Here is a 14,403-nt window from a genome sequence, read left to right as displayed (position 1 = left end):
GGTTTAGCAAAGATCATGTCTGTGACCGATTTGGCCAGCACCCAGCCCGCTTCGCGGGTACCGGAGCACCATATCCCCGCCGAGTTGCTGCTCGATTACGCCGGCGGCAATCTGGCGGAACCGTGGTCGCTGGTCGTGGCCTGCCACCTGACCCTTTGCCCCCATTGCCGCCGCGAACTGTCCGCCATCGAGCAGGCGGCCGGTGCCCTGCTGGAGAACCAGACCCCACCGGTCGCGGCGGCGGGTTTTGCCGCCGTGGCGGCGCGTCTGGGCGCACAGGAACCGGCAGCACCTAGGGCGGCCTCGCGGCCTGCCGGCGGACTGCCCAAGCCGCTGCTCGACTATCTGGGTGGTCGCGGTGTGGATGACATCTCATGGCGCTGGAGCGGCGCCGGCCTGCAGTCACATGCGCTGCCGGCAAACAAGTCGCAGGGTGGCATGGTCAGCCTGTTGAAGATCGCACCCGGCGCAGGCCTGCCGCTGCATACCCATCGCGGCAACGAAATGACACTGGTGCTGAGCGGCGGCTATACCGACGAGCATGGCACTTTCCAGCGCGGCGATCTGGAGGTTGCCGATGGCAGTCTGCAGCATCGGCCGTTGGCCATGCTGGACCAGCCCTGTCTCTGCTTGGCCGTCACCGACGCGCCGCTGAATTTCAGCGGTCGCCTTGGCTGGTTCTTCAATCAATGGGCAAAAGTCTCGGCATAGCAGCCCTGGTCATTGTGCTGGCTGCTGGTGCAGGGCATGCCGGCGAGCTGGAAACGCGCGATTTCGAGGTGTTTCGCAATGGCGAACCCATCGGCCATCATCGCGTGGTGATCGACCGCGACGGCGATATCGCCCATGTGAAGATCGATATCGGGCTCAGGGTCACTTTCGGGCCGCTAACGCTATTCCGCTATCTGCATGAGTCCGAGGAAGTCTGGCATGGCGATCGCCTGCAGGCCCTGAAATCCACCACAGACAATGATGGCACGGCCGAAACCCTGCAGGTGGAGGCCGATCCCGCAGCCAATGACCTGAAGGTGACAGGCTCGCGTTTTAGCGGCCGGCTGCCGGCCGATGCCATGCCCACCAGCTACTGGCGCAGCGACTTTGTCAGCCGCGCCACCATCATGGACAGCCAGAACGGTCGCGTGCTGGCCCTGCGCGTGCAGCCTGAACGGTTTGAAATGGCCTCGGTTCTGCGCAGCGAAGTGCCGGCGCGGCGCTACCAGGTGTTGGGCGATATCGATCTCACCCTCTGGTACGACCGGTCCGGCCAATGGGTGAAGGCAGCCTTCCCCGGCAAGGACGGTTCGAGGATCGAATATCGCCTGCGCTAGTTGCGGCTGAAGCCATACTGCACCACGTCGATGGTGCCGGCGTTGAAGCCGCCTTCGCAATAGGCCAGGTAATAACGCCACATCCGGCGGAAGCGCTCGTCGAAGGCCTGCAGCCGGCTGTCCATCGCGCGGATCTGCGGCCAGGCTGCTTCGAAGGCGTGATGCCACAGATTCAGCGTGCGGGCGTAATCGCGGCCGAAGCTGAAGGCATCGGCGATCTGCAGCCCGGCGGCCCCGGCCTGCTGCGTCACGGTCTGCGGCGACAGCAGCATGCCGCCCGGGAAGATATAGGCCTGGATGAAATCCATCGTGCCGCGGTAATCCTCGAAATACTTGTCGGCGATCACGATGGCCTGCACGCCGCCGCGGCCCTGCGGCTGGAGGCGATCGCGCAGCTGGCCGAAATACAGCGGCCAGTATTTCTCGCCCACGGCCTCGATCATCTCGATGGAGGCCACGGCATCATACTGACCCGTCAGGTCGCGGTAGTCGCACAGCTCGATGCTCACGCGCTCGTTCAGACCTTCGCGCTGCACCCGGGCCTGCGCATAGTCATGCTGCTCGCGGCTGATGGTGACGGCATGGACCTGCGCGCCGTATTCCTTCGCGGCCAGACAGGCAAAGCCGCCCCAGCCGCAGCCGATTTCCAGCAGGCGCTGCCCCGGTTTCAGCTGCAGGGTCTCGCCGGCGAGACGGCGGTATTTGTTGAGCTGGGCTTCTTCCAGGCTTTCGCTGCCGCGCTGCCACAGGGCGGCGGAATAGGTCATCGAGGGGTCGAGCCAGCGGCTGTAGAAATCATTCCCCAGATCGTAGTGATAGGCGATGTTGCGTTTGCTGCCGCGCTTGGTGTTGGCGGCAAACGCGAAGCCGATGCGACGCAGGGCCCGCAGCCAGGGCTGGCCCATCAGTGTGGAATCGAGGTCGGTGTTGATGCAGGCCCATTCGGTCAGTGCGCCGAGGTCGTCGCAGTCGAAATCGCCATCGATATAGGCCTGGCCGATAGCCAGGTTGCCGCCCAGCAGCAGACGCTTGGCCATGCGATGGTCGTTGATGCGCAGGGCCGCGTCCGGCCCGGGTTGGCTGCCGCGGGCCTGCACGCAGCGGCCATCGGGCAGGGTGACGGTCAGGCTGCCATGGCTGACGCGCGGCGACAGCGACAGCATCAGCCGCGTCCAGCGCGGCAGGTCGGGCAGCCGGAAGGCATCCTGCGCGGTTTTCAGTTGCACCGGTTCGTAGGATGGCGCCGGCAGGATGTCATGATGATGGTGCGTCAGGCCGGCCTGCGCCATCGCGTCGGCGGCCGCTTCCATCGCGGCTTCGGCGGCCGCGTTCAGCGGATTCTTGCGGTCGGCATAGGCTTCACTCATACAACGCTCCCATTGCGCTCAATCGACCTTGCTTTTCCCGGCGGTCACCGCCTCCACGGGCGGCGCGCTCCAGCCGAAGAAGGCCGCACCCTTGCGCCAGAGCTGCAGCGCTTCCCAGTGGATGCCAGCCATGACTTTTACGGTCATCAGGGGATGGCGGATGCAGGCTTTCAACAGACTGTGATCGGACAGCGTTTCGCGCCGGCCGGTCTGCGTGGCGATCAGCTGCAGCGCGCCTTCTGGGCTGTGCTGATGGATCAGGATGCCGATCTTGTCGCCCGGCGGCTGCAGGCGGAAACGGTATTCGCCGCTCAGCGGCAGGAAGGGCGAGACATGGAAGCGCTTGGCCACGCTGTGCTCCAGTGGCGCAGCATTGCGCTGCTGCGGCACTTCGATCAGGTAGCTGTGCTGGTCGCCGAAGGTGTTCTTCACTTCATACAGCACGGCGCGCAGCCGTTCGGCGGCGTCGTAGCAGAAAAAGACGCTGAGCGGGTTGAACACATAGCCGAACAGGCGCGGGAAACAGAAGATGCGGATGCGGGCTGCGGCGTCGCTCAGTCCCTCGCGCGCCAGCGCGGCTTCCACCCAGGGCCGCAAGCCGGAGCCATCGCGCGGGCCATGGTCGCGATCGTGGAAGCTGAGCAGGCCGAAGCGGTTGTGGCGGAACAGCCGCGATCCGGCGGCGATGGCGGGCAGCGCGTCGATATCCAGCAGCAGCGAGAAGACCCGATAGCTGAAGCGGTGCCGGAACGGCAGGCGCCGTTCGTGCATCACCCGGCACCAGTAGAGGCTGGCGGCAGGCAGGACGGCGCCGCCGGCCGTCATTCCGCTGCCTCGCGCTGGGGCCGGGCCGCCTGATCGAAGGGCGCGGTGACGCCGAGCCCGGCGGCGACAGCCAGTCCGGCGCTGAAACCGTCCTCATGGAAACCGTATCGGCACCAGGCGCCGCAGAACCACAGGCGGTCCTTGCCCTGGATCTCGTGCAGCCGGGCCTGGGCATCGACGGCGGCGCGATCGAACAGCGGGTGATCGTAGTTGAATTCGGCAAAGACCGTGTCTTTCGCCGGCTCGCGGATCGGATTGAGGGTCACGAACAGCGGCTTGCTCTCGTCGATCGACTGGAGTTTGTTCATCCAGTAGGTGAGGCCGACGCGGCGCTGCAGGTCGCGGCGCGGTTCCGACAGGTAGTTCCAGCTGGCCCAGACGCTGCGCCGCACCGGCATCTGCGTCGCGTCGCGATGCAGCACCGCGCGGTTGGGCTGGAAGCGGAAGCAGGACAGGATAGCGCGTTCGGCTGGCATGGCTTGGTCGCCCAGCAGACGCAGGGCCTGGTCGCCATGGCAGGCCAGCACCACCTGGTCGAAGCGGCTGCTGCCGGCGGCCGTCACGACGGTGACGCCGGCGTCTTCGCGGCGCACGGCCTGCACCGGCATGTGCAGATGCAAGGTGAAATCGCCGGCGGCCAGCAGGCGCTTCACATATTCGCGGCTGCCGCCCTGCACGGTGTACCATTGCGGCCGGTCGTCGATGCTGAGCAGGCCGTGATTCTTGAAAAAACGCGCGAAGGTCTCGGCGGGAAAGTCCAGCATGCCGGCCAGCGGCGTCGACCAGATCGCAGCCCCCATCGGCAGCAGGTAATCCAGCATGAAACTGTCGCCATAACGGCCCTGCGCCAGATAGTCGCCCAGGCTCAGGCCCGCCATGCGGCCGCTTGCCAGGTCGGTCACCGCGGTGCGGTTGAAGCGCAGGATGTCGCGCCACATGCGATGGAAACCGGGCTTCAGCAGGTTGCGCTTCTGCGCGAACAGCGTGGCGATGCTGCTGCCGCTCCATTCCAGCTTGCCATCTCCGACCGAAATGGCGAACGACATGTCGCTCTTTATCGAGGGCACCCGTAATTCATCGAACAGCCGCGTCAGGTTCGGATAGTTCCAGTCGTTGAAGACGATGAAGCCGGTATCGACCGCGATGGGCGCGCCATCGTAATCGATGGTGGCGGTGTTGCTGTGGCCGCCGGCATAGGCATTGGCCTCGAAGACGGTGACATCATGCTGGCGCGACAGCGCCCAGGCGGTGCCCAGTCCGGCGATGCCTGCGCCGATCACGGCGATGCGCTGCCGCCGTTCGGTATCGTTGCCTGTCATTCAGCCCCCGCTGCCTGGCGGTTATCTTCGCGTAAAGCGGCAAATGCCGCCAGTGCCGCCTTGCGGGCACCGTCATGGTCGACCACGGGGGCGGGATAGTCGCGGCCAAGCACCAGGCCCGAGTCGGCCAGCACCCTGTCCGGCGCCAGCCAGGGTTTGTGGATGTATTTGTCGGGCAGGGCGGCCAGCGCCGGAATCCAGCGCCGCACATAATCCCCGCGCGTATCGAACTTCTCACCTTGCAGGATGGGGTTGAAGATCCGGAAATAGGGCGCGGCATCGGCGCCGGAGCCGGCCACCCATTGCCAGCTCGCCGCATTGTTGGCGAGGTCGGCATCGACCAGCGTGTCCCAGAACCAGGCGGCGCCATGGCGCCAGTCCTGGCGCAGATGCTTCACCAGGAAGGAGGCCGCGATCATGCGAACGCGATTGTGCATCCAGCCGGTGTGCCAGAGTTCGCGCATGCCGGCATCGACGATGGGATACCCGGTGCGGCCGCGCTGCCAGGCGGCGAGCAGGCCTGTGTTGGCGTCCCAGGGAAAGGCATCGAAGTCGCCGCGGAAATTGCGCTGCGGCAGCGCGGGGAAATGGAACAGCAGGTGATGCGAGAATTCGCGCCAGCCGATCTCGGAGAGGAATTTCTCGGCATTGCGGCCGACGCCCATGCCGCCGCGATCGATGGCCAGATGCAGCGCCTGCCAGATCTGGCGCGGCCCGATCTCGCCGAAATGCAGATGCGCCGACAGGCGCGAGGTCACGATGCGGTCCGGACGGTCGCGGCCATCGGCATAGGCCGTCAGACTGTCATCGAGGAAAGCCTGCAGCCGTGCGGCGGCGCCGGCTTCGCCCGGCGTCCAGGTCTCGCGCAGGCCGGCGGCCCAGTCGGGCATCTGCGGCAGCAGCCGCCAGTCCGACAGATGATCGCTGGCCAGGGGCTGCGGCCAGGCCTGCGCCTGTTGAGGGGCGCGCAGCGGCGCGGCCGGCGCAGGCAGGGCGCGGCAGGCGCGCCAGAATGGCGAGAACACCTTGAACCAGCCCTGCGCCTGGGTCTTCACCGTCCAGGGTTCGAACAGCAGGCCGGCATTGTGGGTGTCGACGGTGATGCCCCTGGTTTTGAGCGCGGTCTTGATCGTGGTGTCGCGCGCAATCGCCGCCGGCTCGTAGCAGCGGTTCCAGTGCACATCATCCGCGCCGGTCTCGCGGGTCAGGGCGGGCAGGATCCGGGCCGGATCGCCGCGCCGCAGGACCAGCGCCATGCCGTAGCGCGCCTGCAGGTCGGCCGCGAGCGCCGTCAGGCTGTGATGCAGCCACCAGCGGCTGGCGCCGCCCATGGCCCAGTCCTTCGTTGCCGTGTCGAGGATATAGAGCGCCAGCACCGGGCGGCCGCTGGCGGCGGCGGCGGCGAAGGCCGGATTGTCGTTCAGGCGCAGATCCTGCCGGAACCAGACGATGACAGGAGAAGTGGTCGGAGGCGACGCCATGCTGTGCCGTATCTGCGATGCGCCGCGGCGGCAGAAGGCTGCCGCGGTCTTCGCTCAGTGATACGCAGATTGGCGGGAGCCGGATCACTGCCCTGCAGGGCGGCGATCAGCGGTTGGTGGCGTCGGTGTCGCGTTCCAGCAGGCGCAGCGCCAGCGAGGCGGCCTGGGTGCGGTTGAACACCTGCATCTTCGCGAAAATCTGTCGCAGATGCGCCTTCACGGTGACTTCCTGCACGCCGAGCTTGATGGCGATGGCCTTGTTCGAGTCGCCCTGGCTGACCCATTTGAGCACTTCGCGCTCGCGGTCGGTCAGCGCGGCCAGACGCGGATCGGCTTCGGGCACCGGCGGCGGCGGCCGCGGCACGCCGTCATCGACCAGGCCGTCCAGTTCGTGCCGCAGGCTGCGCAGCAATTCGCGGTCGTCGGCGCCGGCCTTGGCGCGTTCGGCCAGGTTGGCGAACTTGGCGGCGGCGATATAGCTCGGCAGGAATTCCTCATACAGCCGCAGCGCCTTCACCACGGTGAGGATCATGCTCTGCTGCGTGATCTCGGTCTTTTCCTTGTAGTCGTTGATGCCGTGGTTCGACACTACGGTCAGCGGCGGCGCCTGGCCCGGCTGGCCGGTGCGGATCACGATCTGCACCGACTTGTTGTCGAGGTCGGTGCGGATGAAGTCGACCAGCGCCAGTCCGGCATGCTCGGTCTCCATCACCACATCCAGCAGCACCAGCGCGATGTCGGGATTGTCGCGCATCACGTCGCGCGCTTCGGTGGCGGAAAAGGCGCTGAGGAAGCTGAGGCCGCGCTTGCGATAGTTGAAGTTGCGCAGCAGCAGCTTGGTCAGCGAATGGACATCGGGCTCGTCGTCGACGATCAGGACTTTCCAATGGCGGCGGTCGATCGGCGGACGGGTGTCGTCGCGCCGGTCGGACTTGTCATCGAGAAAGTGGAGTGAAGGTTCCGCCAAAGCCATCCGCCTCCAAGCGGTGGAGCATTGTAACGGATCGCTTCGCAAAAGAAACGACGGCGCCGCCGGGTTTCGCGCGCTTTTCGACTTAAGTGTTGATTACGCCACTTTTACGCGCGGCTGCAGGCGCGTATCGGCGGCCTGCAGCAGACGCCCGTCGGCGGCGCGCAGTTCCAGATTCCGCACGCGCTGACCGTTTTGGCGGTCGACCAGTTCGACCGGGCAGTCGTCGCCGGTAAACTGGTAGGTCTCGCCCCATTCGCGCATGGCCACCAGCACGGGGAACAGCGCGCGGCCCTTGGGCGTCAGTCCATATTCCTTCCAGGCGCTGCCCTTCGGATTGCCGCCTTGGGTTGCTGGGGCGGATTCCAGGATGCCGGCGGCCACCAGGCTGCGCAGCCGCGCGCTCAGGATGTTTTTCGCCAGCCCCAGGCTTTTCTGCAATTCACCGAAGCGGCGCGGGCCGGGCAGGGTGTCGCGCACAATCAGCAGCGACCACCAGTCGCCGACCACATCCAGGGTGCGGGCGATCGGGCAGGTGGCGTCTTCCAGGCTGGTGCGTTTCATGGTCCGGGTCCTTTTCCGCGCCCGGGCCAGACTGTGAGGGCGGTCACGCGGGCGGGGCGGTCTATTTGTTGCAATATAAAACCGCTATCGGTATTTCTCAAGTATGGTTTCATGATGAAACCAATAAGAACCTGGAGAAGTCCCATGAGGCTCAAGAACAAGACGGCGCTGATCACCGGCGGCAACAGCGGCATCGGCCTGGCCACCGCGAAAGCTTTCATCGCCGAGGGCGCCCGCGTCGCCATCACCGGCCGCAACAAGGCCACGCTCGATGCGGCCCTGGCCGAACTCGGCCCCAATGCCATTGCCATCCAGGCCGATGCCACCGACATCGCCGCCACCGAGGCCGCCGTGGCCCAGGCCGCGAAGACCTTCGGCAAGCTCGACATCGTGTTCGCCAATGCCGGCATCCCCGGCAGCACGCCGCTGGGCAGCAGCAAGCTTGAGGTCTTCGAGCAGATCCTGCGCACCAATGTCACCGGCGTCTTCTTCACCGTGCAGGCGGCCGTGCCGCATCTGAACGACAAGGCCTCGATCATCCTCAACGGTTCGGTGATGTCGCAGCTCGGCTCGCCCGGCTCGTCGGCCTATGCGGCCAGCAAGGCGGCCGTGCGTGGCATGTCGCGTGTGCTGGCGTCTGAACTGGCGCCGCGTGGCATCCGTGTCAATGTCGTCTCGCCCGGTGCCACCCGCACGCCGATCTGGAACTCTGCTGCGCCCACGCCGGAAGCGATGACGCAGTTGGACAAGCGCCTGAGCGGCATCATCCCGCTCGGCCGCCTGGGCGAAGCCGACGAGATCGCCAAGACCGTGCTGTTCCTGGCGTCTGACGACTCGTCCAATGTGAACAGCGCCGAAATCTTTGTCGATGGCGGCAGCAATGGTTCGCCGGTCGGCGGCCCAGTCTTCCGCTAAACCGGTGTTCCGCGGCTAAACGGATTTAACGGAACGAGAGGAGAGGGGTCGCAGGGCCCCTCTCTGTTTTTTACTGCAGGCGCGCCGTCAGAATCTTGAAGCCGGCATAGCCAAACGCCAGCGCGAAGATACCTTCGAACCAGCGGCGCAGACGCAGATACACCCGCACCGCCGGCGCGCTGGAGAACAGCAGCGCATAGCCATGGAAGACCAGCGTGCTCTGCACTGCGACCGCGGCGATGATGGTGAGCAGCGTGAGCGGCGAGGTCTGCGCCGGTACGCCCACGGCATAGAGCGAGCCGAAGAACAGGATCGCTTTCGGATTGGTCAGGTGCAGCGCCAGGCCGCTGGCATAGGCGCGTTTCAGAGAACTGTAGGCGCCGCCCTTGGTCGTGATGTCACCGGGCTTGAGCGCCGAGCGCGCCGATTTGAAGGCCAGGAAGATCAGATAGCCGGCGCCGAAATAGCGCAGCAGTTCGAACACCCAGGCATTGGCCAGCATCACCGCGCCGAGACCGAAGGCGGCCGCCGTCGACCACATCAGCGATCCGGTGCTGACGCCGGACGCCATGGCGAAGGCATAGCGGCGGCCCGAGGTCATCGCCGTGCCGGCGATGTTGAGCGTGGCGGGACCGGGACTGCCGGTGGCGAGCAGGGCGGCGAGCAGGATGAGGGGGAGATTGATGTCGGTGAGCATGGCCAAAGCTTGGTCAGGCCTGTTCTTGAAATCAACAAAGGAGATGTACCGCTACAATCCGGTTGCAGCGGTGCGGCCCTGATGCAGGGAATGACGTATTCGAATGTGCGGGAAATGGCTCCGAGGGAGGGATTCGAACCCCCGACCGGGCGGTTAACAGCCGCCTGCTCTACCACTGAGCTACCTCGGATCAGTGCGGGCCGGAACCTAACCACCCCCGCCCTATCCCGCAAGAGCCGTGTTCAAAAATTTCGCGGCGGCTTTGGGCCGCGCCAATCCGGCTTTTCCCCTTGCCCGCCAGATGCTAAGCGGGAGGCGAGGGAGCCGTAGAACATGAAAATGACCAAGGCCGAACTGGAAGCCTTTCTCGACGCCGAATTCCCCCAGATGCGTCCACTGCGCATGCGAATCGAATCCTGGGATGGCGCGGTGCTGCGCCTGGCCATGCCGGTCGGCGAGCAGCAGCTGCGGCCGGGCGGCACGGTCTCGGGCCCGGCGATGATGACGCTGGCCGACTGCGCCGCCTATCTGCTGCTGCTCGGCCTGATCGGGCCGGTGGCCCTGGCGGTCACCACCAATCTGAACATCAATTTCCTGCGCAAGCCGGGGCTGGGCGACCTGCGGGGCGAGGCCACCATGCTCAAATTGGGCAAGACCCTGGCGATCTGTGAAATCGCCATCTATTCGGGCGAGGGCGCCGAGCCGGTCGCCCATTCGGTGCTGACCTACGCCATTCCGCCTAAAAAATAGGCGAAAATCCGACAAAAAGTGGTGGTGGAAACGTTATTACCGGATGGACCTTTTTCTGTCTGGGTGCCGTTATCGGCCTGCACCCCTGTAAATGCCTGAATTTGCAGGCATAGAGCCGAGAATCACTGCTATATTCTAGCAAGAGTGGCGGCCAGCGCAGGGGAGGGGCATGCGCTACGAGTATAAACTTCCGATCCTGATCGGGGCGATCTCGTTGCTGGTCGGTCTGGCCGTGGTGGGTTCGATCTTGCCGACCACCGAGCGGGGCCTGCGCACGGCCGCGATCGACAAGTTGGACTCTGCGGCTGAAGGGCGCCGCGCGGCCGTAATCCAGTCGATCACCGAAATCCGGCAGCAGGTGGCCCTCTCTGTCCGGCGTCAGGATATCCAGGATGCCACCCGCCGGCTGTCGAATGCCTTCAAGCGCATGACACCCGAGCAGGTCGATCAGCTGCGTCGTGCCTACGGTAGTGAATCGCGTTTTCCGCCCGCTGCGCGACATGCGGTGGACGATGCCGACGACGGCTCGCTCTATTCAACGATCCATCGCGAGGTCCACAATAATCTTCGCCGCCTGGCGCAGATCAAGGGCATCAGGGATGTGAAGCTGGTGAACGATACTGGCGACATCATCTACACGATCCGTAAGGACGACGATTTCGGCACCAATCTTCTGGATGGCCCTTATGCCGGAACCGAACTGGCCCGGCTGTATACGCGCGCCCTTGCCGATGTGCCGCTTGGCGAAACCGCCTTCGCCGATTTCTCGATATATGCTTCGGCCGGCGAAGGTGTTGCCTTCGTCGCTTCCAAGCTGAATGTCGATCTGCAGCATGCCATCGGTGCGCTGGTCATCTCGTTTGCCAGTGACAAGATCAGCCAGATCATACTCGATCCGACCGGGCTGGGCGAAACCGGTGAGGTCTATCTGGTTGGGCCTGACTATCTGCTGCGGTCTAACAGCAGATTCTATCCGGATGGATTTCTTTCGATGCGGATGGAGAATGACCTGATCCGCGGCGCGCTGAACGGCAAGGAGGCGCAGCAGCTCACCAAGGATGCACAGGGAAATACAGTCCTCGCGCTTTACAAACCCGTCGATCTCGATGGCGTTACCTGGGGGCTGGTGACGCAGGCCGGTACGCGGGAACTCTTTGCCTCTCTGGATGAAAGCCAGCGCACGGCAATTCTCAGCGCTCTGGCGGCAGTGATCCTGGTCGGATTGGTCGGTTTCGGAGTTGCGCGGGCATTGGTGCGCCCGATCCGAACGCTGTCGCAGGTGATGACCGGGCTCTCGACCGGCAATCTCGGCATTTCCATTCCCTATGTCGAACGGACGGACGAGATCGGGGCGATGGCCCAGGCGGTACGCAGCTTCAAGGCTGCGTACGAACGCAACGATGACCTGGCCCGCACCGTGGCCCAGAAGGAACAGCGGCAGTCTGAACTGCTGAATCGCACGCCGCTGGGCGTGCTGGTGGTTACGCCGGATCTGGAGGTGCGGTTCATTAACGACCGCGCGATTGGCATTCTCGGTTTGCCGCAGTCGGTGTCTGATCCCGACCATCTGGTGCGGGTGACGGCTTCTCTCGACTGGGCGCAGGTAGGCGACTATGCCAGGAAGGCCTTTGCCGCCGGCGGTCATGGTGCAAGGGATATCCAGTATCACCGGTCCGCTTCAAACGAGGCGCGGATACTGACCACGGTTGCAGGCCGCATCCGTTTCGGCGAAGAGGACTGCCTGATCTGCTTCCTCGACGATGTGACCGAGCGCCGCGATGCCGAGCGGCTTCTGGAAAAGGAACGCAATTTATCCGCGGCCCTCTTTGAAGGCGCGCCGGATGCCGCGGTGATCGTCGACAGCGATGGACAGATTGTCCATTTCAATCACATGGCCGAGAATCTGTTCGGCTATCGGCGCGCGGATGTAATCGGCAAGCCGGTGGAAGTCCTGATGCCGGAACGGTATCGGACCGGTCATGTCGCGATCCGCAATGCCTTTCTGAGCCAGGCAACCGCGCGCGCCATGGGCAGCGGCCGGCAGTTGAGTGCGCGCCGCAGCGACGGAAGCGAATTCCCGATTGATGTCAGCCTCAGTCCGATTGCGGGTGAAAAGCTGGTTGCCGCCTCGGTCCGTGATGTCACGCAGCGCAAGGAGGCAGAGCGGGCGTTATTGCAGGCCAAGGAAACGGCAGAAGAGGCGACGCGCGCCAAGTCGTCATTCCTCGCCATGATGAGCCATGAAATCCGCACGCCAATGAACGGCGTGATGAGCATGGTGGAAATGCTCGATTCCACCGAGCTCGATACGGATCAGCGCGACATCTCGCGGGTGATCCGGTCCTCCGCCGAGGCACTGCTGACCATCATCAACGACATCCTCGATTTTTCGAAGATCGAGGCCGGCAAGTTCGATCTCGAAGCCGTGCCCTTCGATCTTGCTGCGGTTTCCGAAACCGCGGCTGAAATGATGGCGCTGAATGCCCATGATAAAGGTTTCCGCCTGCTGGTCGAAGTTGATCCTACCATTCCGCTCAAGCTGCTCGGCGACCCGAACCGGCTGCGCCAGGTGCTGATCAATCTGTTGAGCAACGCGGTCAAATTCACCGAGAAAGGCTATGTCTTCCTGAAGGCGCGGCGGTTGGCTGGCCGCTCGCGCAAGGGCGTTGAGACGATCCGTTTCGAGGTCAGCGATACCGGTATCGGCCTTTCGGATGAGCAGACGGGGCGGTTGTTCCAGGCTTTTCAGCAGGCCGATGCATCCACCTCGCGCAAATTCGGCGGCACCGGCCTTGGGCTCACCATTTCGAAGCGCATCGTCGAACTGATGGGCGGTGAGATTGGAGTCAGTTCAATTCTCGGGGAAGGCTCGACCTTTTGGTTCGAGGTCCCGTTCCAGGTGGTCGATCCGGCCATCGATACTCCACCGGCCGATATTTCCGATATTGGCGTCGTCAGCATCGGCTTCGACGATACGGCGAGTGGCATCGTCAACCGCTACCTGACAGCGGCCGGGGTACGTCGGATCGAAAGCGCGGGCCACCACGATTTCGAGCAGGCCCTTTCCGCCATGTCCGGCGAGGTGCCGGTCGTGGTCGCATTCCTGCTGCTGCGTGATTCCGTCCTCGCTGTCGAGGCTATGGAACGGATGCGGCGGCTCGGATTGCCCAATCTGCGCATCCTGGTGGCCACGCCGCGCGTGATGCTGTCCACCATGGGCCGCGTCAGGGACGATGGCGCGCGTGCCGTCCTGCCGCTGCCGCTGCCGCGACAGCTGTTCTGGCGCGGGCTCGCCTATGCTGCGGGCCGCGTGTCGGACATGGGCGAACAGGATATCCGGTCTTCGGCGGAGGCCGCCTGGCTGCCGCCTTCGATAGAAGCCGCGCGGGCTGAGAAGGCGCTGATTCTCGTGGCCGAGGATAACCGCACCAACCAGCATATCATCCACCGTATTCTCAACCGCATGGGCTATGCCCATGAGATCGCCGCCAACGGCGAGGAAGCGCTCCGGATGTACGAGCAGGGCGGCTATGGCCTGATCCTGTCGGATTATCACATGCCGGTGATGGATGGTTTCGCCATGACAACAGCGTTGCGAGAACGCGAAGAGGGCACCGGTACGCGCATTCCTGTGATCGCACTGACAGCCGACGCGATGGCTGCGACGGAGCAGCATTGCATTGCCGCTGGCATGGACGGTTTTCTCACAAAGCCGATCAACACCGTACTGCTGCGGTCGACGATTGAGCAATGGATGCCGCAGGGCCAGGGACTGCGCCGTCGGGATAACAATGAAAGGCCCTCTGCTGCCATACAGACACCGGCAGCAGGCAACACTGACGGGACTGTTTTCGATCTTGCGCGTATTGCTGAAATCTTCGGCGCCTACAACGCGGATGCCGCCGAACTGGTACAGGGCTTCGCTGGCGATCTCCCTGGTCGCATAGTCGCCATCGAGACTGAACTTGTGGCTGACGCCGGGCAGGCGCGAGATCTTGTGCACGCCCTGAAAGGTGCCGCCCGCAGCATCGGCGCCGTCCAGCTGGGCGATTGTGCCGCCGTCATGCAGGACGATCTGGATTCAGGAGACTCCGCGGCGGCGGCAGCGCGGATTGCCGAGCTGCGCATTCAGGTCGATAGGTTCATTGCTACGGTGGCATCCCTCAGGCCTGCCGCATAGATTGAGG

The 14,403-nt window shown here is 64.4% G+C and carries 12 protein-coding genes and 1 tRNA gene; 5 read left to right on the top strand and 8 right to left on the bottom strand.

The genetic code is table 11. The features are described from left to right. Nucleotides 1-15 precede the first annotated feature (15 nt). Together AC1ROB_RS13290 and AC1ROB_RS13285 are read left to right on the top strand one after the other, a co-directional pair. Nucleotides 16-711: a ChrR family anti-sigma-E factor gene (locus tag AC1ROB_RS13290; protein WP_492970668.1), complete on the top strand. Its 696-nt coding sequence runs from the start codon at nucleotides 16-18 to the stop codon at nucleotides 709-711. Further along, nucleotides 690-1,328: a DUF6134 family protein gene (locus tag AC1ROB_RS13285; protein ID WP_492970669.1), complete on the top strand. Its 639-nt coding sequence runs from the start codon at nucleotides 690-692 to the stop codon at nucleotides 1,326-1,328. The genes AC1ROB_RS13290 and AC1ROB_RS13285 overlap by 22 nt, the downstream gene beginning before the upstream one ends. On the opposite strand, the gene AC1ROB_RS13280 is transcribed toward AC1ROB_RS13285, so the two are convergent. The 6 genes from AC1ROB_RS13280 to AC1ROB_RS13255 all read right to left on the bottom strand — a co-directional run bounded on the left by AC1ROB_RS13280 (nucleotide 1,325) and on the right by AC1ROB_RS13255 (nucleotide 7,854). Next, nucleotides 1,325-2,695, bottom strand: a complete 1,371-nt coding sequence (locus AC1ROB_RS13280) for a class I SAM-dependent methyltransferase (protein WP_492970670.1) — start codon at nucleotides 2,693-2,695, stop codon at nucleotides 1,325-1,327. The genes AC1ROB_RS13285 and AC1ROB_RS13280 overlap by 4 nt on opposite strands. Before the next feature lie 18 nt (nucleotides 2,696-2,713). Beyond that, the gene (locus AC1ROB_RS13275) at nucleotides 2,714-3,520 is read right to left on the bottom strand and encodes a DUF1365 domain-containing protein (RefSeq protein ID WP_492970671.1); all 807 of its coding nucleotides are present in this window, start codon (nucleotides 3,518-3,520) and stop codon (nucleotides 2,714-2,716) included. Beyond that, nucleotides 3,517-4,839, bottom strand: coding sequence for an NAD(P)/FAD-dependent oxidoreductase (locus AC1ROB_RS13270; protein WP_492970672.1), 1,323 nt, complete (start codon nucleotides 4,837-4,839; stop codon nucleotides 3,517-3,519). Before AC1ROB_RS13270 ends, AC1ROB_RS13275 begins: the two co-directional genes overlap by 4 nt. Continuing rightward, the gene (locus AC1ROB_RS13265) at nucleotides 4,836-6,320 is read right to left on the bottom strand and encodes a cryptochrome/photolyase family protein (protein ID WP_492970673.1); all 1,485 of its coding nucleotides are present in this window, start codon (nucleotides 6,318-6,320) and stop codon (nucleotides 4,836-4,838) included. The genes AC1ROB_RS13270 and AC1ROB_RS13265 overlap by 4 nt, the downstream gene beginning before the upstream one ends. A gap of 106 nt (nucleotides 6,321-6,426) precedes the next feature. After that, nucleotides 6,427-7,287 (bottom strand): LuxR family transcriptional regulator, encoded by an 861-nt coding sequence (locus tag AC1ROB_RS13260; RefSeq protein ID WP_492970674.1) that lies wholly within the window; start codon nucleotides 7,285-7,287, stop codon nucleotides 6,427-6,429. A gap of 99 nt (nucleotides 7,288-7,386) precedes the next feature. Continuing rightward, a complete protein-coding gene (locus AC1ROB_RS13255) occupies nucleotides 7,387-7,854 on the bottom strand; it encodes a winged helix-turn-helix transcriptional regulator (protein WP_492970675.1) in 468 nt (155 codons plus the stop codon). 144 nt (nucleotides 7,855-7,998) lie between these two features. Here AC1ROB_RS13255 and AC1ROB_RS13250 point away from each other — a divergent pair, with 144 nt between their 5' ends. Next, entirely contained in the window at nucleotides 7,999-8,769 is a 771-nt protein-coding gene (locus tag AC1ROB_RS13250) for an SDR family oxidoreductase (RefSeq protein WP_492970677.1), read from the top strand. Nucleotides 8,770-8,839: 70 nt separating this feature from the next. On the opposite strand, the gene AC1ROB_RS13245 is transcribed toward AC1ROB_RS13250, so the two are convergent. Both AC1ROB_RS13245 and AC1ROB_RS13240 read right to left on the bottom strand, forming a co-directional pair. After that, nucleotides 8,840-9,466, bottom strand: coding sequence for a LysE family translocator (locus tag AC1ROB_RS13245; RefSeq protein ID WP_492970678.1), 627 nt, complete (start codon nucleotides 9,464-9,466; stop codon nucleotides 8,840-8,842). 115 nt (nucleotides 9,467-9,581) lie between these two features. Next, nucleotides 9,582-9,656, bottom strand: a tRNA-Asn gene (locus tag AC1ROB_RS13240). Between the two features lie 143 nt (nucleotides 9,657-9,799). Between AC1ROB_RS13240 and AC1ROB_RS13235 the strand changes: the two genes are divergently transcribed. Beyond that, nucleotides 9,800-10,216 carry a PaaI family thioesterase gene (locus AC1ROB_RS13235; RefSeq protein ID WP_492970679.1) on the top strand — a complete coding sequence of 139 codons (417 nt, stop codon included), beginning with the start codon at nucleotides 9,800-9,802 and terminating at the stop codon, nucleotides 10,214-10,216. A gap of 169 nt (nucleotides 10,217-10,385) precedes the next feature. Then, a complete protein-coding gene (locus AC1ROB_RS13230) occupies nucleotides 10,386-14,396 on the top strand; it encodes a PAS domain S-box protein (RefSeq protein ID WP_492970680.1) in 4,011 nt (1,336 codons plus the stop codon). Nucleotides 14,397-14,403 lie beyond the last annotated feature (7 nt).

Source organism: Ferrovibrio sp. GW821-FHT12F09 (assembly GCF_058806775.1).
This window is presented reverse-complemented; position numbering and strand designations above follow the sequence as displayed.